A 19,076-nucleotide genomic window follows, 5' to 3' on the forward strand; every position below is an offset into this window, starting at 1 on the left:
GAAAAGCGGAACGTCTGCTTTGGAGGCCACATCCCAGGAAACCGGTGACTGAACGGGTATCCCCGTTGCATCAGTATTTTGCATCGTCAGAGCCGTTGGTTTCCCGCCGTTTGTGGGCTGATGCGAAATCTGAGAGTTTTTGCATAATGGTCACGGAGCGAATGACCGGTAGTCGCAAAAAATCAAAATGGGGCAGGAGGTCTATAAGTCATTGATACGCGATCAATGTTGTTATTGATGTCTAGCACCACCTCAATGTCCCAATAGAGTTTTCCAAGGCCATCAGGTGCGTAAGCAAGTCTGTATGGCTGCGCTAGCTTATTGTCGCTGCGGACCCGTTCGACATTCCACACGCTTTTAAACGGCACCTGTAAGAAAGCCTCGCGAGGCGAAACCTTCGTCTTGTCATATGAGGCGATCGATCCCGCAAGGTGCTCGAACGACTGAAATTTTCCAGCTCTCAAAAAACGTTGAGCGTCCTCCAGCTTGGCGATGAGGTCAGTTGCCTCTCGGGGGGTGACTCCGCTCAATTGCCGTTCGATAGGAACCGGCACGCCTGGCGTCGTTTGTGCCCCGCCGCTAACGGATTGGCCTGCTAGGCCGACGATAAAGGCAATTTGTAAGATGCCCATGCTCGAATTCTCCTTGGTTCGGGTTTTGCATGCAATCGCTCTGAAGCCAATCAGCCCTTCTGGTCCGCGGCCGTTGATGCAAAACTTTTGATTTTTGCATCAACGCGGAGGCGGGTTGGCATCATCGAGATGAACGGATGTCCGCTTTCGAGACTGCGAGTTACCTACCGGAACGTCCGGATGTGGCGATGAATTGAGGGAAAGCAGCCATTGGTGGTAACTATTTCGGGTCACTGACCATCGGAAAGTGAGGGCCTTCCACTACGGTCGCTTGCATGTCTGCCCACAGGGCAGACTTGCCATGCTTGATCAGTTCGCAGCCTTTGAGCAATCCGGCATCCATGATGCCCTGCGACTCATTGATCACCTTCAATGATGCGGGTCGAACAAAGCGATAGCCGTGATCACGCGCGGAAAGTGCGAAAGCGACCGCCTCTCGATACCCTATTTCCGTCATAGGCAAACGCTTCTCGCGCATGATTGCGTCTATCAGTGTTCGACCGAACATACACCGGATTGCGCCGGAGCTGTTTGGCGACTCCGTCAGCCGCACGCGCACAATCGGCGGGGACGATAAGTATGCGCCCTCAATTGCCCACGCAAATTGATCCTGCCGCTGCAAGCCAGCAGGGCTACACGAAGCAGTGAGCACAGCCATCAAGACGGGAGGAGCGGATAGGGAAAGAAAGCTCGCCACAAGCGGTATGGTGTCAGGTTCCGTCCGCCCGGTCTATGTCCGCTTTGTAGCACACTAAAATGGCGCTTCTACGACCGGTTTGGGAAGGAAAGCGGACTGGCGGTTTTTTGCCAAGCCCTGGTCAAGGCAGACGTTGACCTAGGGCGGAACGGTAGGCACTTCCCGCTGGATGAAGCGGTATGCCATTTGGATCGCGTGTGTATCGAGTTCGACGCCAGGTCAGATTCCTGCGGATCCGAAGCCCTCAAATTTGATGTATCGCCTCGACTCCGCGACGGGAGACGCTGACGCACACCGTGACTGTCCATCTCCACGTCGAGACCTCTACGCAGCGGACTTCCAACGGCGCTATGGGCACCGGATCGAGCATCTTAAAGACGTCCACCTTGCTCGATCAGGTCCAGATGCGGACTTTGTCACCGTTTCGTCCTGCCGAGTGTTTAGAGGGTCATCGGCAGAACGCGATGCTCGCCATCGGAAGGCCATGAATGACTTTGAAGACACGCTACGCGGATTAGAGCACGAGTTCGGCGGTTATTGAGCCTGCAAAAGGCTTCCTCAACGAAGGGCAACTCTTGGAGGGGAATTGCCCAGATGGACGTCCGGGTGTGGGCGTTAGCGGAATGGCCGGGTTGGGAAAGTTACGCGACGTTCGTCCGATACCGAAAGCCCGCAGCCAGCACGATAAGACAGATCGCGCTTCCAAGAAACTTAGCCATCGCCATCGCGGTAGCGGGATCGTCGATCGGACCGCTGACTGAATAGTGACCGAGCATAAAACCGAATCCCACGCAAAGAGACGGTATGTATGTCTTCATTTCTACAAAGAATATGCTCAACACGAACCGGGCAATTATCACGATGAGAGCCGTAACTAACATGGCGCTAACAAAGTTTTGAAAATAGACCATTTTGATTTTCCGTGCCGCTTAGACGGGAGACTGCTCACATATGCCTGCCCGGTCAAGATTAATGTCCGAGAATGGGCGTAGGGGGAATGGCCAGAATGGGGAGGAAAGCGGACGGTCCGCTTTGGCGGCCGCACCCTGGGACGCCGGCCACTGAACCGGCATCCCAGATGCATCAGTCTTTTGCATCGGCGGAACCCTCGATTTCCCGCCGCTCTTTGGTCGATGCAAAACCTGTGATTTTTGCATCATCATGCAAAGCGTGTTGGATTGCGTGAGAGCTGTTTTCTTTTTGTTGAAAGCCTGAGCAGCCATTGTAGGTGAGCTTGGGACAGGGAATACATGTGCTTCTGATTAAGCGTTCAGCGGGGCACACATGCGAGATTATTCAAGCATCTCATTAGCCGATGCGCGGAGGAATTATCTCGCCACCAGCACCACGGCGATGCCGATCGGTGGTTTCATAGCCTGGAGCGCATTGGCGATCACCGCGTACCTTCTTGGCAACCAGCTTCCGAGCTTTGCGCCATTTATTGCCGCAGCCATCCCTTTTCCGTTAGCCCTGATCATAGACAAAGTACGCGGCGCGCCTGGGCTTCAATCGGAAAGTCGGCACAACCCCGTGACACAGCTGTTTATGCGATTCATCACGGTAGTTGGGCTACTTATACCGTTTGTGATTATCGCCGCGCGAGCCGCTGATAACCTCGATATTCTAATTCTGGGCCTCGCCATCCTCGCCGGAATGGTATGGGTGCCTCACGGATGGGGCGCTGATGATCCGGCTGGGTTCATCCATTTCGTGATGAGAGCGGTCCTTTGCTACGCAGCTTACCTGTTCGTCCCCGAGGGGGTTCGCGGGGCTGTGATAGCTGGCGCTGCGGCGCTGACGTACGTTTACGCTATCGTTGCGATGCGGAAACCTTCCTCTGCACATTGATGCAAAACTTTTAACTTTTGCATCAGGAGAAAGCGGCTCGGGAGGAACCGACCTGATCGAATGACCGCTTTCGGAGCCCTAATTTGTGACACTCAGTGTCCCTCTCTGGGCGGAACTGCCCAGCAACGCGGGGCTTCCCAGACCCATTCCAAACACCCTGCGGCTGACCCGTCGATCGCTATCTCGGCCGCTCATTCATCGGCATAGCGCAAACTATAGATGTAAATGGCCGCTTTACCTTCGCGTCTCACTCTAGTGTCGCGAACTTCGACCGCCATTTCATTTTCATCTGTCGTATTACGGACATAGAATATCATGGAGCACCGCAGCCATGCCGGAGACGCAAATTGGCCGCGTGCGCTAGCGCCACCAGGATGCCCCCAGTTACCGTAACCGCGCTTTCGACGTCGCCTTCCGGCAGGGCGAAGGCACCTACCGTCATCAGACCCAGTCCAGCGACGCCAAGGCACAGGGGCCACAACGCCGCGTGGCGCGCATGTCCGCCGAGGAGCGCGACCGCCGCGAGCGGTACCGCCAACAGCAGCACCCAGCGGTGGAAGCTTTCGGGTATGACGATGATCGCGGACACCGCCGGCACTGCCGCCAGGAGGAGCGGTAGCGCGAGGCAATGGACCATGCATGCTGCCGATCCCGCCATGGCTGCCCGATCGAGCCAATCCATTCCGCAAATCCGTATCGTTCTCATCTTGCCACAACCAATATCTACATAGTAATGATATACTGTATCACGCTGTATGAGGTTGGTCGATGCTCGAAGTTGAGATGCCGCTGCTACCGGTAACCGTCCTTTCCGGATTTCTGGGTGCCGGAAAGACGACGCTCCTCAATCACATCCTCGCTAACCGCGAAGGCCGGCGCGTGGCGGTGATCGTCAACGACATGTCCGAGGTGAACATCGACGCCGATCTCGTGCGCAGCGGCGATACAGCGCTATCGCGAGGCGAAGACACGCTGGTCGAGATGACCAATGGCTGCATCTGCTGCACGCTGCGCGAGGATCTGCTCGTCGAGGTGCGCGCGCTGGCCGAGGCCGGGCGGTTCGACTGTCTAGTCATCGAGAGTAGCGGCATCTCGGAGCCGTTGCCGGTCGCCGCGACCTTCTCGTTCGCGGACGAGCAGGGCGAGAGCCTGTCGGACGTTGCGCGGCTCGACACGATGGTGACGGTGGTCGATGCCGCGAACCTGCTGCGCGATTACACAAGCACCGACTTTCTCACCGACCGAGGCGAGGCGCTCGGCGACGACGACCGCCGCAGCCTGGTCGGGTTGCTGGTCGAACAGATCGAGTTCGCGGACGTGATCGTCATCACCAAGGCCGATCTCGTCGATGCCGCGCAGCTGGCAACCGTGCGCAAGCTGGTGGCATCGCTCAACGCCGATGCCCGCATCGTCGAGGCGCGCCACGGACACGTCCCGCTCGACGCGGTAATCGAGACCGGACTGTTCGACGACGAAAAGGCGGAGCTCCACCCGCTCTGGGCGAAGGAACTCTACGGTCATGCCGATCATCGTCCCGAAAGCGAGGAATACGGCGTCGAGAGCTTCGTCTACCGGGCGCGGGCGCCGTTCGACCCGGCCAAGTTCCACGATTTTGCGCGCGGCGGCTGGCCGGGCGTGGTCCGCGCGAAGGGGCATTTCTGGCTCGCGACACGCCCCGATTGGTGCGGCGAACTGGCGCAAGCCGGAGCCCAGTCGGTGACGGAGCCGCTGGGCCGCTGGTGGGCCTGCGTACCGGAACCCAAGCGTCCGAGCGGCGATGCCTGGGGCCGGATGGTAGCGGCGAAATGGTCGCCGATCTGGGGCGATCGGCGACAGGAATTGGTCTTCATCGGCATCGACATGGACGAGGCCGAGATCAGGCGCCGCCTCGATGCCTGTCTTGTGCCGGCGGCTGCGTTCACGCCCCGGCTGTGGGAGGAAATGCCCGATCCATTCCCCGTCTGGGGCGTGCGGGAGACGGCCTGATGAAAGGCATGTCGACCCTCGCCCCATCCCGCTCGCATGTCCATTGCGCGCGGACCGTTGGCGATCTCGCGGCGATCCTGGACCCCGCGGTGACTCTCGCAATCTGGGAGCGACCCTCGGTGGTGCCGGTCGGACCACTGAACGGCTTCGGCACCATCCAGATGACGACTTCGGTCGATCGCGCGCACGCCGCGCTGACCGATGCGTTTGCGCAGCAGCCCCAGGCCGCCTGGCATGCGGATATCGCCGCGGACATCGCTGCGCTCACGGCGTCCTTTGCGGCGATCATGGCGCTGTCGCACGTCGTGATCCGGCTCGAGCGGGTGGTCGGCGACGCCTGCAAACGCTGGCACGCGGATTACGTGTCCGTCCGGCTGATCTGCACCTATCGCGGATCGGGAACGCAGTGGATCGAACGGGCGATCGAACGCGCCGATGCACCGCCCGTCGAGACGCCGCGATCGCTTGCGCCCGGCGCGGTCGGCCTGTTCAAGGGTCGCGTCCTCGCCGGCGATCAGGCGATCGTCCACCGCTCGCCCCAGATCGCCGGCACGGGCGAGGAGCGGTTGTTGCTCGTGCTCGACGCTCCACCACCAGCGGAAACCGCCGCGCTTTGGGAGCAGGCGATGCAACGTGGCTGACATATTCGCGGCGCACCCTCGTCACGCGATCGCCGAACACCGTCTCGCTCCTCCCATGATCCACACCATCAGGATCCACCCAGCATGACCCGTTTGCCGCTCATCATCGCTATCACGCTGGCGAGCCTCGGTGCCGTTGCCGGTGCGCAGCAGGCGCTCGGGCCGGCGGGCTATCTCAACCCCGGCGCTTTCGACGTGCTGGCCGTCCTGCCGCCTGCGCCGAAGCCGAGCGACCCTCGCGGCATTGCCGACCGCGCGATCTTCAAGGCGACGCGCGCTCTTGAGGGAAGTCCGCGCTGGGCGATGGCGACCAACGACGTCAAGCTGGCGCCCGCCGACCTGTTCCGCGATTTCAGCTGCTCGATGGGGATCGCGATGACCCCCAAAAACGCCCCGCGGACCGCTGCGCTGCTCCGGCGCGCGATGGTCGACACCGCGCGACAGACCGGCATCGCCAAGACATTCTATAGGCGCCAGCGCCCCTTCCTGATCGACCGCGGGCCGATCTGCCAGCCCGCCGCCGAGGTCGCGGACAGCTATGATTACCCCTCGGGCCATACCACCGCGGGCTGGACGATGGCGACATTGCTCGCGCAGATCGCGCCCGATCATGCGACCGCACTGCTCGCGCGCGGACGGGCTTACGGAGAAAGCCGGATCGTATGCGGCGTCCACAATGCCAGCGCGGTCGAAGCGGGACGGCTGTCGGCGTCGTCGACGCTCACCGCACTGCAAGGCGACCCGGCCTTCACCGCCGATCTCGCCGCGGCCAGGCAGGAGATCGCGGCGCTCCGACAGACCCGCGGCGTGGCAAGACCCAACACGGCACTCTGCACCCGCGAAGCGGCACTCGTCGCCCAGCTCCTCTACTGACGAGACACTTATGACCGATACGACCGGCTCGCACCTGCTCCTCAATCGCCGCACCATGATAGGGGCCGCTGCCGCCATAATCGGCGCACCGGCGATCCTGCGCGCACAGCAACTCTTCGCCGCCTATCCGTTTCGCCTCGGCATCGCGGCGGGGGATCCGGCCACGGACGGGTTCGTGATCTGGACCCGGCTCGCCCCCGACCCGCTGGCCGAGCATGGCGGCATGCCGATGCAGCCAGTCGAGGTCGAGTGGCGGGTCGCGACCGATCCGCGCTTTGCGACGCTGGTTGCCGGCGGCAAGGCGCTAGCGCGTCCCGAACTCGCGCACTCGGTCCATGTCGAGGTCGCCGGCCTGTTACCCGATCGCCCCTATTGGTACCGTTTCACGGTCGGCGGCGAGCGTTCGGCCGCGGGATGTGCGCGCACGCTGCCGATCGCCGGCGCATCACTCGACCGGCTGCGCTTCGCGGTCGACGGCTGCCAGAATTACGAGGACGGGCTATACACCGCCTATCGCCACCTCGCGGCGGACGATCCCGCCTTCGTCTTCCATTATGGCGACTATATCTACGAAGGCCGCAGCGCGCCGATGCCGGTCGGCTATGACGGCAAGCCCCGCCGCTTCGTCCGCGAGCATGCCGGGCAGAAGCTGTTCGACCTCGCCGATTATCGCCGCCGCTATGCCCAGTACAAGACCGACCTGAATCTCCAGGCCGCCCATGCCGCGGCGGCATGGTTCGTGACGTTCGACGATCACGAAGTCGAGAACAACTGGGTCGGCGAGATCGATCAGGAAAACGACCCGCCCGAAGTGTTCGCGCTACGCCGTGCCGCGGCGTTCCAGGCCTATTACGAGCATATGCCGCTGCGCCGCTCGGCGTTTCCGGGCCCTGCCGGCATGCAGATCTATCGTCGCGCGACAATCGGCAATCTGCTCGACCTGCATCTGCTCGACACCCGGCAGTTCCGGACCGACCAGCCCTGCGACGACGGCTTCAAGCCGCGTTGTGCGGGCTGGGCGGATCCCGCGGCGTAGGTTATGGGACGGATCCAGGAGGCATGGCTGTACACGGCGCTCAAGCAAAAGACGGCGCGCTGGAACGCGCTGGCGCAGCAAGTGATGATGATGCCGCTCGACCGGCGAACGGGTGACGAACCCGCGCCGATCCGCAACATGGACAGCTGGGGCGGCTACGACGCGCCGCGCGAGCGCGTGCTCAAGATGGTCGAAGGCCTCGGCGATATGGTCGTGCTGACCGGCGACGAGCACCAGAATTATGCGGGCGTCCTGCGCACCGAAGGCGGCCAGGGGAATGCCGTCGCGGTCGAGTTCGTCGGCACGTCGATCACCTCGGGCGGCGACGGCGCGGACCGGCGGGTCGGCGAAGACCGCATCCGCGCTCGTAACCCGTTTCTCGCCTGGACCAACGACCGGCGAGGCTATCTGCTCTGCGATGTAAACGCGAACCAGTGGAAGACGGAGTTCCGCACCGTCGATACCGTGATGCGTCCGGACGGCGTGGCCAAGACGTCCGGTACGGCCAGCGTCGAGCACGGCCGGGCCGCTGTGATGGTGACATGACCGCACCTTAGTATGAAACCGATACCTCGATCTGTGCCGATGCGGGCAAAAGCCGCGTTTAAGCCCCGGTTACCCTGCGCATTCCGGCCCGCTTGCGCTTTTATGTGCGCGCGTCGATTGTGAACCTGGCGCGGCGATAGGCGCCTGGTCATGACAAGCTCGACCCAGTTCCGGACGTTCAGTTGCCCTTCCCCGCTTCCCAACTTCAGCCGTTCGTTCATCGGGCTGGAAGTGACCGACGCTGATCGCTGGCGCCTGCGATCTCACTGGCTGCGTGCTGCAATGTCTTTGCCTGTACCGAAGGCGGTCCCCGCCATGTTGGCAATGCAGTCTCCGTTCAGCCGCGCCCGGGGGTCACGAAGGAAGGCCATCGTCATCTGCCCACCGCAACGGTTGAACATTGCTCCATGGGACTGCCCAGGAAGCTGCACGAACCTTGCGTTGGTCATAGTACGGAGCAGGCGACGGCCCCAGGCCGGTGGTGTGATTGGATCGAACTCACCAGCGAGGATGAGGACCGGCACGTCGCTTGTCACCGGAGCGTTTGCCAGCGCATCGGCGGAAAAGACGCGCCACGCCGCACACATTTCCGGCGTCGCCGTGCGATTGTCGGTTCCGCCCAGACCCAACGTCGGGGATATCTGCGAGGTCATCCGATGGGCGTTCTCGAACGGCATTTCTTCACCGCACCAGATCGACAAGCGCAATCCCCAGTTGAAAGTCGACGCGACCCGTCGGGTCAGCGTCAGCAGTCCGGTCAAACGGCCTCCGGCGGTCTCGCTGATGATGTCAAGCAAGGCCGGAATAACGCCGGGTTGCTGTAGACCGGCGCCTACAGCCTCGACGATATCGCGACCACGCAGCACGCGACCCGGTGCCGGGATACCGTCGCGATCGGCATCGGCGACTAACGCGGCGAAGCGAGCGCGAAGGTCCGGGTAGCGGACGTCGCACACCTGATCGCCGGCGCAAGCGTCCAGCAGGGCGTTAATCGCGCGCCCTAGTTAAGAGGCAGCCGTCTCGTCATAGTTGACGTCGACGGGCAGCACTGAATCGAGAACGACACTACGCACACCCTCCGGATGGCGTTGCAGCACCGTCTGGGCCAGACGCGTGCCGTAGGGGAAGCCGATCAGGTTCCATTGCCGGATACCCAGCGCGCGACGCAAATCGTCAAGGTCATCTGCGGTCTCGGCCGAGGTATATCCATCGAGATCGACGCCCGACGCGCTTAGCTCTGCCCGGCAGCGGGCTGCCGCCGCTGTCTGCACGGTGGGAGTCGCATTCGCGGCACGAAGATCGTTTATCTCTGGGCAGCCAAGCAACGGCCGGGCGAACTTGTTGCCCCGACCTTCCAGAAGGATCTGGTCGCGTTCCGCGAGGAACGGGTTCCCTTTACCCGTCGTTCGTCCGTCGATGCTACTCAGGCCCGGTCCCCCGGGAAGATAAACGACCGGGTCGGCCGCGGGAGCGGAGGCGGTGCTGCGAAAGATCATTACCGGAAGACCGATCGTGCGGCTTCGAGCCTTTCGCCGGTTCTCAGGCACGAATAGCAGACCGCATTCAATCCTTTCGGTGGGCACGACCTTTACGACGCACTCTGACTTTTCGAAGCGTGGCTTCACTCGCCTGCCATCGGATGCACTCGCTGTCGTCGATGCCATTATCGCAAGGGGTATCATGGTAAATCTGACGCGGTGAAACTGGATCAAAACGGTCCCCAGGCAAAACAGCATAGCAGTGTATTGCTGTAATAATACAACATTACAACATAGCTCGTTGCCAGCACTCTCGGTTGGAACTCGTAACGGAAAGCCGCAACTTCCAGTCGGCCAGTTAGAGAGAGCTCAGACTCAGAAGCAGCCATTCCGCTGGCTTTGCGCCTTCGCCGCTTTCGGACATTCGTTCAGATACACTTAACTACGCAAGTTTTTCTCGGCCGGATAATAGTCACACGGCCGCTCTGCCGACAATCTATCACATTAACTAGTAGGTTAGGCGGTGCGCTGCAGTTTAAATTGGCCGACATCTATTCAACAACTATCAGCTGGTCTCGACCCACGTTCGCCTACACCCGGTTACTGCCGACCGGCACGTGCAAAATACGTTACCACGCCAATGTAAGTGATATGGTCGCCAGCGGCACGATAGAGGCTGTCGTGCCATCGGGAGCGTCGCGCCGTCGGAGTTGAGCGTCGCGAACTAAAGCGAGAACTTCGCCCTGCAACGTCGCCTTTGCGCCAGCGATCTTCAACGGCTGGGCAACGCTCACCCCGCCGCTGCCGTAAACCCTGTCTCCGCTATCCGCTGCATAGAAGCTGCGCCAACCGCCACCGATCGAGACTGGCAACGTGAGCGTGAGGCCATCCTTTGAGCGTGTGAGGGGGAACGCGGGGGCTATGCCGACGATCGTGTAGAAGCCCCCCTGCCCCTTCGTCCGCGTCGTGGCGGCAAACCGGGGAGCAAGGAATCCCACTGCGTCCTTGCCGGTGTACAGGAACGTCAGGCTGGCTTCATGGGTCGTGCTCGCCACGCCGTTGGGACTTGCCTTGATGGCATAGGCTGCGGCGGCCGACAGCCCATCGACCGGTCGCCATGCCAGACCGACGATCGTGTTGCTCTCGTACCAACCGCGCGGACGGGATCTTTCGTCGGGGCGCGGCGCGTGAAAGCCGTTTGAGCTTTGCCCTACGAGGAACAGCGTCCCCTGCCCGTCCGCACCGCGCTTCAGCACTGCGGCGGCGCCGACCGAGACATGGACCGGAACCCTGCCAAGACCGGCGGCATCGTCGTCATACGCACCTCGCGCGTAATCGCCGTTGCGGACGTCGAACGAGACGATCGGATGAACGCTCGCACCGCCGACATCGACCTCAGATAACGTCGCATCCTCGGTGTCGATGAACGGCACGGTCTGCGACGACGCGGGTGACGCAGCGACCAACGCGAGCGTCGCTGCGAGAACCATCAAGGCCGGTATGGTCACGAGGTGCGTCGCACCATCCACACGGTATCCCCGGCATCGTCGACGACGAAGATCGCGCCGTCGTCGCGCGTCTGCACGCTCACCGGTCGACCATAGACTTCATTCGTCTTCTCGTCTGCGACGAACCCGGTCAGGAACGGCTGCGGCGCGGCCGTCGGCCTTCCGTTTGCAAATGGTACCGCGAGCACGTCATACCCGATGAACGTTGACCGGTTCCACGAGCCATGCCGCGCGACATAAGCAACCTGTTGGTCGGCCGGCGTTCCCTGTGCGAACGCTACGCCCAGCGCAGCGGCATGGGGACCGACCGCGACGTCGGGCATCAACGTCGTCGCCAATAGTTCGCGCCTGTCATTCGCATGACGCGGATCCTGCTTGCCGTAATAGCTGTAGGGCCATCCGTAGAAACCACTATCGCGCACACCGACGAGATAGTCTGGCGCAATATCGTCGCCGAGCTGATCGCGTTCGTTAACGGCGGCCCACAGCACGTTCGATCCCGGCGCCCACGCCATACCGACCGGGTTGCGAAGCCCGGATGCATAAAGACGCTCTCGTCCGGTACGAAGATCGACCGCGAGAATTGCTGCCCTGCGTGTCTCCTCGTCCATACCATGCTCACCGACATTAGACGCCGAGCCAACCGACACGTACAACGTTCGCCCGTCCGGACTGAGCAACAGGTTGCGCGTCCAGTGGTTATTGTAGCCACCCGCGGGCAGCGACACGAGCGGCTGCGACGTTGCGGTTACGCGCGTCTGGCCGGGCTTGAACGGGACGCTGACGACACCGTCGGTATTGGCGACATACAGGCGACCGTTTGCGTACTGCATGCCGAACGGCTGGTTGAGCCCCTCCATCAGTACGAAACGCTGTTCGGCAACGCCGTCGCGGTTCGCGTCGCGTAGCAAGGTGATACGGTTGGCGCTGAAGCCCGTCGTTTTTGACAGGGCTTGGCCCCGCTGAACGTCCGGCTCGGCGTCCAGCTTCGGCTTCGTACGAGCCTCTGCGACAAGCACGTCGCCATTGGGTAGCAACAACGCCTGGCGAGGATAGTCTAGTCCGCCCGCGAATTTAACGACCTCAAACCCTTGCGGCGCCTTTGGCTTACGTCCCTCGGGCCAGCCGATCGTCTTAGGATGGTTGACCACGGACGCAGTCGCATAAGGCTCTGCTTGCGCCTTCAGGCCTACCACTGCCGGTGTTTGCTGTGCGACGGCGCCGCTTGTCAGGCTTAAAAGGCTGACGGCTGCGAGAATCGTTTTCATAATGTCTCCCGGATTATGATCGATAGTGTAACCCCCTGACAATCAAGGATATCCGCGAGACAGACAGCCGTGCGAATTATTTAGGCTCCGAGCGATCGGCCCTTGGTGCAACGTCCCATGGCCGGGGAACTGCTCGAACCACTTAAAATGACAAAAGTTTCACGTTCACCGTGGCACGAAAAGGCTGCCGCGCGTTGTCGCCGTTCCTCAGCGAACGGGATATCATGCCGAAAACACTCACTATTATCGGCATGGGCGCCTGCGGTGTTGCCGCATTCGCCGAAGCTGTAACTCGGCTTAGCTACGATCCGGGCGAAGGTTGGATGATCCACCTGATCGAACGTGACGATGAGCTTGCTCGGGGATTGGCGTTCGGCACCGAGCAACCCGGACATCTTTTGAACACGGAATCCCGCCTCATGGGGCTCTACGACCGGGAGCCGGGCCATTTCCGGACCTGGCTGGAAGCGCGGCGCGCGGCATCCGGCTCCCCGCTCGATCCCGATGGCGTCGAATACCCGCAGCGCCGCGAATACCGCGTCTACATGCAAGGGGTTCTCGACCACGCGCTCGATCAGGCACGGACCACCGGGATCGATGTCCACGTCCACCGCGAGGAAGCTATCGCCATCGAGGGCGATCATGCCGCGGCGACGGTTCGGCTCGCGAACGGATCGAAGATCGCGACGGACGTCGCCCTTCTGACGATCGGCACGCCCGATCCGGATCGGTTCGGCAATCTGAACGGTATGCCCGGCTACTTCGACTCCCCCTATCCCGCCCACCGCATGACCGAGGGGATAGAGCGAGATCAGTCCGTCGTCATCCTCGGCAGCGGCCTGAGTGCCATCGACGCAGTGATGACCCTGCTCGACGACGGGCATCGCGGTCACATCCACCTCGTATCGAAGGAGGGGATGCTGCCACGCGTCGAAATCCCGGCACCCGAGACGGGGTATGACCGTCAGCACCTCACGCTCGGAAACGTCCATCGACTGATCCGCGAGCGGGGCAGTGCCTTCTCGGTCGTGGACCTGTTCCGCCTCTTTCGTCTGGAAGCAGAGACTGCTGCCGGACGCGCGATCGATTGGCAGGCGGAGGATCGCTACGACGGCGATGCCGAGACTGCCTTGTTGCACGACATTGCCGGAGCGGAAGCCGGGGACGAACCTTTCCAGCGCATTCTCACCGCCGCACGGCATGATTCAACGGCGATCTGGAACCTGTTGCGGCCCGCCGACCAGAAACGGTTCGGGCAATGGCTGGCCCCGCATTTCGCCGCCGCACGCTTCGTCACGCCGATGGCGAACGCACGGCGATTGGCGGATGCAATGACCCGCGGGTTGCTCAGCGTACGCGGGCGGATCAGCGAGACCGTTGCCCACGAGAGCGGTACGGGCTTCACGGTCCGGTTCGAGAATGGCGACACGCTCGACACGCCGATCGTCGTCAACGCCACGGGCCAGGCCACCACGCTCGACGAGATGAAGGAGCCACTTATCAAGGACCTGCTCGCGAAGGACTGGCTGCAACCGCATCCGGTCGGCGGGGCCATCGCGCACCGGGCAACGTGTCGGATCATATCCGCCACGCGCGACGCACCTCGGTTGTACGCGCTCGGCCAATTGCTGAATGGCGAGTTGCGCGACACCAACGCGGTCTGGTTCAACGTCGAATGCGCCGGTCGTGCGGTCGACGATATCCTGCGCCAGCAATGAGCGCGCTCGGTAATATCGCGGCGGCGCTGCTGCCGCTCTACGGCGTAATCCTGCTCGCATGGGCCGTCGGCGCCCGCGTGCCCTGGGCGGCGAAGCTGTGTTCAAAGGTCCTCGTCTTCGCCCTCATCCCGTTGCTGGTCATCGACAAGGTGCTCGGCACGGAACCACGACAGCTGCTGGTGATTCCGCCGCTGATGTTCGTTGTCTCGGCCCTGATGAGCATCCCCGCATACCGGTTGGCCAAGCGGCTGGGCGACGACTTCGACCCCAAACTGCTGTCGGCGTCCTTCTCGTTCTTCAACGTTGCGTTCTTCGGGGTGCCCGTCAGCCAGGCGTTGTTCGGCGAGGTCGGCGTATCGACGGTAATCTGCGCATATATCGGCAGCGCGCTGTACGGCAACACGATCGGGTATTTCCTCATCGCCCGGACCAAGGAGGGTACGCGCACCGCCGCGACCAAGGCGTTGCGGGTGCCGCTCGTCTATGTCGTCATCGGCTCGATCATCGCGAAATGGGCTGGCGTGACGATGCCTGAAGCGGCCGCGCCGATCGTCTCGATCGCCAGCACGCTGGTGTCGGTCCTAGGCATGGCGGTGATCGGCCTCAACCTCGCCGAAACCGGCCGGGACGACTGGCGGCCAAAGCTGATGGCGCACATCCTCGCGGTCAGGCAGGTCGCCGGCCTGACACTGCTCGGCGCAGCGCTGGCCCTCGAAGCGGCATTCGTCGGCGTGCTAAGCCCGCGCGACCGCGTGATCGTCGGGCTCGTCGCGCTGTTCCCGATCGCCAGCAACGTGACCCTGTTCGCGACCCTCCTCGACACGAACCGCAAGGCGGCCGCGATCCTCGTCGCGCTGTCGAGCGCTGTATCCCTCGTCCTCGTTCTGCTGGTCGTGGGCGCCTTTCACTCGGTCATGCCGACAAGTTAGTCTCGGTTCCTTGGGCAGTCCGGCTTTCAGCCGATGGCAGCGCCGTAAAACGCTGCCATTGACACGGCGGATCAACAGGCGGTCATGACCGACAGCAGGTCATCCACGTCTCCCACGGCGAACGCCGAGAACTCGTCGCCGATCGCATAGGGGAGCAGGATGCGACGATCCTGGATCAGCGCGCCGCAGCTATAGGTCACGTTCGGCACATAGCCCCCGCGTTGCTCCGCGCTCGGGAACAGCAACGGCGACGCGGTGCGCGCCAGCACCTTGGACGGATCCTCCTTGTCGAGAAGGCAGGCGCCAATGCAATATCCCCGGACCATACCGACACCGTGCGTGAAGACGAGCCAACCCTCGTCTATCTCGATCGGCGAGCCGCAATTGCCCAGCTGCACGAACTCCCACGGATATTTCGGCGCCATGATCGGCGCTCCGATTTCCCACGTGTAAAGATCGTCCGATCGCAGCAACCAGATATTCTCGCTGTCCTGCCGCCCCAGCATCACGAACTGATTACCGATCCGCCGCGGGAAGAGCGCCATACCCTTATAGCCCGTCATGGCTCCGGTAAGCGGCCTCATCTCGACACGGCGCAGGTCGACCCCGCGCAGGATTTCTTGGCGCGCGTCTTTGCCGTCGAACGCGGTGTACGTGCCGATGATGCTGCGGACGCCGTCGTGATCGGTGAAGTTGACGAGGCGAAGATCCTCGATGCCTTGGCGCTGGCTGGGTAGCACGGGGAAGATGACGGTTTCGGACGCGTCCTGGCTGTCCTCGCACAGCAGCCGGACCCATCCGTCATCCTGGCGTTCGATGCGCGGCGGCACGCCGTGGGCGCTCGGCGGATCGATCACCAGCCGGCCGCCCGGCCCCCATTCACCGGTGCGAAACGTAATCGACGAGATATGCCCCTCACCGATCCCGCGCAACGACAGGACGAAACGGACGGCGCCGGGCATGCTCGGCTCCTCGTCCGTCAGAGAGACGATGCTGGGATTGAATAACGCGGCGGACTCGAACGCGTATTCTTGACTGAAATACGCGCCAATTAGGAGGCGCTCGGCATTGGTGAAATCACCGTCGCTCAAGTCCTGCCGTACTTCGTCGTAGCGCCGCAACAGCACCTGCTCGACGTTGCGATGACGCTCGCGCATCGGCGTCAGCAACAAGTCGAGCATCCTCGCCCGCATCGTATCGTCCAGCGCCAGGATGCGGTCTACGACCACCTGGCTGCGTGGCGGGTGGTCCGCCTCGAACGCCTGCGGATAGCCAAAGCTGAACGGCCTGATCACGGTGCGCGACGGATCGGGTTTCAGTTCTACGTCGAGCGTAGCGAAAACATCGGCAGCGTTCATCGGCGTCGGGCCTTTCGGTTAGCGCGAGAGAACGCTCGCAACAGACCGTGTAACGATACCGAACCGGCCATGATCCCACGCTGGCAGCAAAACGCGCGCTTTGCGGCTTCACGTTACAAGATCGCAGCGAGCGCTCAATCAAACGGTTTCCCGACGTCGCCGAGCGTTGCAGAAGGCGGCAATGAACGACACTACCTTGCCAGCAGAAGACGCCCTTGCGAAGCCCAAGCCAACGCTTGGTATTCGGCATGGTATGGCGTTGTGCGTCGGCATCGTGGTTGGAGCGGGCATCTTTCGCGCTCCCGCAATGGTTGCGGGGGCAGCTTCCAGCGAAGCAATGTTCCTTGGAACCTGGGCTTTGGGTGGCCTGCTCTCCATCATTGGCGCGCTCTGCTATGCCGAGCTCGCCTCTGCCCACCCAAGTGCCGGGGGCGACTTCCACTTTCTCGAACTGGCATTCGGCCGCAGCGTGGCCTTCCTCTACGGCTGGGCGCGTCTCGCCGTAATACAGACCGGCTCGCTGGCGCTGCTGGCCTACGTCTTCGGAGACTATGTCGCGGCCGTCTGGTCGTTCGGACCTAATACCAGCAGCATCTATGCGACGCTCCTCGTCATCGGGCTCACGTTTCTCAATTGGCTCGGCATCCGACAGGGTGCCGAGGCGCAGTTCTGGATGACCTGCGCAGAAGTCGCAGGTCTTCTCGCCGTCATCGTCGCCGGGTTGCTCATTGCGCCAGAAGCCGCACCTGCTCCTCCTACCGAACGGGAGGGTGCCTTCGGGCTGGTGCTTGTCTTCGTTTTGCTGACCTATGGTGGGTGGAGCGAAGTAGTCTACATCTCCGCCGAGTTGAAGAATTCACGTCGACGTATCGCACCGGTGATCGTCGCCGGACTGGGACTGGTCACGCTGCTCTACCTGCTCGTGAACTGCGCCTACCTGAGGGCGCTGGGGTTGGAAGGCGTGGCAGGTAGTCAAACCGTGGCAGCCGATGTGATGGCGCACGCTTTTGGCCCCGCCGGCGCTACTTCGATAAGCTTAGCGATCGCCGTTGCGGCGCTCAGTTCGGCCAATGCCACCGTCATCACCGGTGCGCGCACGAGCTATGCATTGGGCCGCACATTCCCTCGTCTTGGCTGGCTCGGAGCTTGGAACGCCACCCGCGGCACGCCGGGCAACGCCATGCTTCTCCAAGGTGGCATCGCCCTCCTCCTCGTCCTAGGCGCAACGTTCAACCGCAACGCTTTCGGCGCGGTGGTCGAGTACACCGCGCCGGTCTTCTGGTTTTTTCTGCTAATGGTGGGTGGAGCGGTGTTCGTGCTCAGACGTCGCGGTCCGCCCCCACCGGGTAGTTTTCGCGTCCCCCTCTATCCAATTCTACCGGCACTATTCTGCGCGACGAGCGCCTACCTTCTTTATTCGAGCATTGCCTATACCGGAGTAAGCGCGCTGGTCGGTGTCGCTGTCCTCGCCGTCGGCGTGCTCCTTCTGTTTCTGGTGCGAGATCCATCGCGACCCCCAGTAGGACAGGACTAACGCCACCGTCATTCGTGCGATAAGTCGTGCAAATACGGCATATTAATTCTGTGGAATACTGGCCTCAAGGAATACTTGACGGTACGATTCAGATCGATGGCTCGTCGTTTCAATTTACCCGCGCTAGCTCTCACGCTGCTCGTCAGCGGGAGCGTCGCACTCGGTGCTCGGTGCCTTTCGCCGGGCGTTGCCTGGTGTTCCTGGGAAACGTTGACCGGTCATGGACCGACGCTTGACGTACCCTATCTCGGCACCCGACCGGAGGTGATCGACAAGATGCTAGACATGGCGGCCGTTGGTCCAGGCGACCGCGTGCTCGACCTCGGGATAGGTAACGGTCGCATTCTGATTGCTGCTGCTAGGCGTGATGCTTCAGGAACCGGGATCGACATCGACCCGGTGTTGATCGACGAGTCAAATGCTGCCGCAATCAGGGTCGGAGTCGCTGACCTTACGCGCTTTATGGCGCAAGACCTGTTCGTAACTCCGGTGCGCGGCCACTCGGTCGTGACCATGTTCCTGTTACCCCAGGTCAACTTACGTTTGCGCTCTCGCTTGCTGCGTGATCTTGCGCTTGGCTCGCGTATCGTCAGTCATGCTTTCGATATGGCGGATTGGGCGCCGGACAGCACCGGTCGGGTTGGTGGGTCGCATCTCTACCTTTGGCGAGTGCCCGCGGCGGTGGCTGGCGAGTGGGTGCTCGATGATGGTGCCCGGGTAACCCTACACCAACACTTTTAGGATATTGGTGGTGCGCTACGTCGCGCAGGGTCGACGGAGACGCTAACTCGCACCGGACTGCGTGGCAGCCTCATTCGCTTTACGGCACTGGGCCGTAACTGCGAGGGAGTGGTAAACGGTGATAGCATTACGGGCGCTAACTGGCGCGCGCATCGCGCGATCAGAAAACCAGAACAAACCGCTTCCTGAGTAGGGTGCTGCTCGATCATACTCGACCCAGATCCGAAACTTCGGAAGCCAGATCGCTGAGCGATATTGCCGTAGCAGCTTCAAGTCATCGGAA

General features: G+C 61.9%; 17 protein-coding genes and 1 pseudogene. 9 read left to right on the top strand and 9 right to left on the bottom strand.

Annotated features, from left to right (window positions below):
* Positions 1-182: 182 nt before the first annotated feature.
* The 3 genes from ASE88_RS18760 to ASE88_RS04585 form a co-directional block, all read right to left on the bottom strand.
* Positions 183-632 (bottom strand): hypothetical protein, encoded by a 450-nt coding sequence (locus tag ASE88_RS18760; protein ID WP_156356909.1) that lies wholly within the window; start codon positions 630-632, stop codon positions 183-185.
* A 220-nt stretch (positions 633-852) separates the two neighbouring features.
* Positions 853-1,110 (bottom strand): hypothetical protein, encoded by a 258-nt coding sequence (locus ASE88_RS18765; RefSeq protein WP_156356910.1) that lies wholly within the window; start codon positions 1,108-1,110, stop codon positions 853-855.
* A gap of 860 nt (positions 1,111-1,970) precedes the next feature.
* Entirely contained in the window at positions 1,971-2,240 is a 270-nt protein-coding gene (locus ASE88_RS04585) for a hypothetical protein (RefSeq protein WP_156356911.1), read from the bottom strand.
* Positions 2,241-2,613: 373 nt separating this feature from the next.
* On the opposite strand from ASE88_RS04585, the gene ASE88_RS04590 reads away from it, so the two are divergent.
* Positions 2,614-3,177: a DUF7010 family protein gene (locus ASE88_RS04590; RefSeq protein ID WP_156356912.1), complete on the top strand. Its 564-nt coding sequence runs from the start codon at positions 2,614-2,616 to the stop codon at positions 3,175-3,177.
* A gap of 313 nt (positions 3,178-3,490) precedes the next feature.
* Here the strand turns inward: ASE88_RS04590 and ASE88_RS04595 are convergent, their stop codons facing one another.
* A complete protein-coding gene (locus tag ASE88_RS04595) occupies positions 3,491-3,835 on the bottom strand; it encodes a MerC domain-containing protein (RefSeq protein ID WP_162233387.1) in 345 nt (114 codons plus the stop codon).
* Positions 3,836-3,945: 110 nt separating this feature from the next.
* Here ASE88_RS04595 and ASE88_RS04600 point away from each other — a divergent pair, with 110 nt between their 5' ends.
* From ASE88_RS04600 to ASE88_RS04615, 4 genes and pseudogenes are all read left to right on the top strand, one after another.
* Positions 3,946-5,163 (top strand): GTP-binding protein, encoded by a 1,218-nt coding sequence (locus ASE88_RS04600; protein ID WP_082466206.1) that lies wholly within the window; start codon positions 3,946-3,948, stop codon positions 5,161-5,163.
* 8 nt (positions 5,164-5,171) lie between these two features.
* Positions 5,172-5,804, top strand: a complete 633-nt coding sequence (locus ASE88_RS04605; RefSeq protein WP_235527816.1) for a DUF1826 domain-containing protein — start codon at positions 5,172-5,174, stop codon at positions 5,802-5,804.
* Between the two features lie 84 nt (positions 5,805-5,888).
* Entirely contained in the window at positions 5,889-6,677 is a 789-nt protein-coding gene (locus ASE88_RS04610) for an acid phosphatase (protein ID WP_056475857.1), read from the top strand.
* 55 nt (positions 6,678-6,732) lie between these two features.
* A pseudogene (locus ASE88_RS04615) lies at positions 6,733-8,259 on the top strand (alkaline phosphatase D family protein).
* Between the two features lie 263 nt (positions 8,260-8,522).
* Here ASE88_RS04615 and ASE88_RS04620 read toward each other — a convergent pair.
* The 4 genes from ASE88_RS04620 to ASE88_RS04635 form a co-directional block, all read right to left on the bottom strand.
* A complete protein-coding gene (locus ASE88_RS04620) occupies positions 8,523-9,215 on the bottom strand; it encodes an alpha/beta hydrolase (RefSeq protein WP_056475860.1) in 693 nt (230 codons plus the stop codon).
* Between the two features lie 48 nt (positions 9,216-9,263).
* Positions 9,264-9,755, bottom strand: a complete 492-nt coding sequence (locus ASE88_RS04625; RefSeq protein ID WP_056475862.1) for an alpha/beta fold hydrolase — start codon at positions 9,753-9,755, stop codon at positions 9,264-9,266.
* 611 nt (positions 9,756-10,366) lie between these two features.
* Entirely contained in the window at positions 10,367-11,227 is an 861-nt protein-coding gene (locus tag ASE88_RS04630; protein ID WP_156356913.1) for a hypothetical protein, read from the bottom strand.
* Positions 11,228-11,241: 14 nt separating this feature from the next.
* The gene (locus tag ASE88_RS04635; RefSeq protein ID WP_056475869.1) at positions 11,242-12,513 is read right to left on the bottom strand and encodes a PQQ-dependent sugar dehydrogenase; all 1,272 of its coding nucleotides are present in this window, start codon (positions 12,511-12,513) and stop codon (positions 11,242-11,244) included.
* Positions 12,514-12,707: 194 nt separating this feature from the next.
* Here ASE88_RS04635 and ASE88_RS04640 point away from each other — a divergent pair, with 194 nt between their 5' ends.
* Positions 12,708-14,231 (top strand): FAD/NAD(P)-binding protein, encoded by a 1,524-nt coding sequence (locus tag ASE88_RS04640; RefSeq protein ID WP_082466210.1) that lies wholly within the window; start codon positions 12,708-12,710, stop codon positions 14,229-14,231.
* On the top strand, positions 14,228-15,160 hold the full coding sequence (locus ASE88_RS04645) for an AEC family transporter (RefSeq protein WP_056475874.1): 933 nt from the start codon (positions 14,228-14,230) through the stop codon (positions 15,158-15,160). The genes ASE88_RS04640 and ASE88_RS04645 overlap by 4 nt, the downstream gene beginning before the upstream one ends.
* A 71-nt stretch (positions 15,161-15,231) precedes the next feature.
* Here the strand turns inward: ASE88_RS04645 and ASE88_RS04650 are convergent, their stop codons facing one another.
* Positions 15,232-16,518, bottom strand: coding sequence for a glycoside hydrolase family 130 protein (locus ASE88_RS04650; protein WP_056475878.1), 1,287 nt, complete (start codon positions 16,516-16,518; stop codon positions 15,232-15,234).
* A 181-nt stretch (positions 16,519-16,699) separates the two neighbouring features.
* Between ASE88_RS04650 and ASE88_RS04655 the strand changes: the two genes are divergently transcribed.
* Both ASE88_RS04655 and ASE88_RS04660 read left to right on the top strand, forming a co-directional pair.
* Positions 16,700-18,052 (top strand): APC family permease, encoded by a 1,353-nt coding sequence (locus tag ASE88_RS04655; protein ID WP_056475883.1) that lies wholly within the window; start codon positions 16,700-16,702, stop codon positions 18,050-18,052.
* 264 nt (positions 18,053-18,316) lie between these two features.
* Positions 18,317-18,793 (top strand): SAM-dependent methyltransferase, encoded by a 477-nt coding sequence (locus ASE88_RS04660; protein ID WP_056475885.1) that lies wholly within the window; start codon positions 18,317-18,319, stop codon positions 18,791-18,793.
* Positions 18,794-19,076 lie beyond the last annotated feature (283 nt).

The sequence above is a fragment of the Sphingomonas sp. Leaf38 genome (assembly GCF_001421825.1).
Taxonomy (GTDB): Bacteria; Pseudomonadota; Alphaproteobacteria; order Sphingomonadales; family Sphingomonadaceae; genus Sphingomonas.

Excerpts from the sequence above, each read along its gene's own strand:
- ASE88_RS04600 (WP_082466206.1), top strand. The coding sequence starts at position 3,946 with ATGCTCGAAGTTGAGATGCCGCTGCTACCGGTAACCGTCCTTTCCGGA.
- ASE88_RS04585 (WP_156356911.1), bottom strand. The coding sequence starts at position 2,240 with ATGGTCTATTTTCAAAACTTTGTTAGCGCCATGTTAGTTACGGCTCTC.
- ASE88_RS04605 (WP_235527816.1), top strand. The coding sequence starts at position 5,172 with ATGTCGACCCTCGCCCCATCCCGCTCGCATGTCCATTGCGCGCGGACC.
- ASE88_RS04590 (WP_156356912.1), top strand. The coding sequence starts at position 2,614 with ATGCGAGATTATTCAAGCATCTCATTAGCCGATGCGCGGAGGAATTAT.
- ASE88_RS18760 (WP_156356909.1), bottom strand. The coding sequence starts at position 632 with ATGGGCATCTTACAAATTGCCTTTATCGTCGGCCTAGCAGGCCAATCC.
- ASE88_RS04630 (WP_156356913.1), bottom strand. The coding sequence starts at position 11,227 with ATGGTTCTCGCAGCGACGCTCGCGTTGGTCGCTGCGTCACCCGCGTCG.
- ASE88_RS04650 (WP_056475878.1), bottom strand. The coding sequence starts at position 16,518 with ATGAACGCTGCCGATGTTTTCGCTACGCTCGACGTAGAACTGAAACCC.
- ASE88_RS04635 (WP_056475869.1), bottom strand. The coding sequence starts at position 12,513 with ATGAAAACGATTCTCGCAGCCGTCAGCCTTTTAAGCCTGACAAGCGGC.
- ASE88_RS04625 (WP_056475862.1), bottom strand. The coding sequence starts at position 9,755 with ATGATCTTTCGCAGCACCGCCTCCGCTCCCGCGGCCGACCCGGTCGTT.
- ASE88_RS18765 (WP_156356910.1), bottom strand. The coding sequence starts at position 1,110 with ATGCGCGAGAAGCGTTTGCCTATGACGGAAATAGGGTATCGAGAGGCG.
- ASE88_RS04645 (WP_056475874.1), top strand. The coding sequence starts at position 14,228 with ATGAGCGCGCTCGGTAATATCGCGGCGGCGCTGCTGCCGCTCTACGGC.
- ASE88_RS04655 (WP_056475883.1), top strand. The coding sequence starts at position 16,700 with ATGAACGACACTACCTTGCCAGCAGAAGACGCCCTTGCGAAGCCCAAG.
- ASE88_RS04610 (WP_056475857.1), top strand. The coding sequence starts at position 5,889 with ATGACCCGTTTGCCGCTCATCATCGCTATCACGCTGGCGAGCCTCGGT.
- ASE88_RS04595 (WP_162233387.1), bottom strand. The coding sequence starts at position 3,835 with ATGGCGGGATCGGCAGCATGCATGGTCCATTGCCTCGCGCTACCGCTC.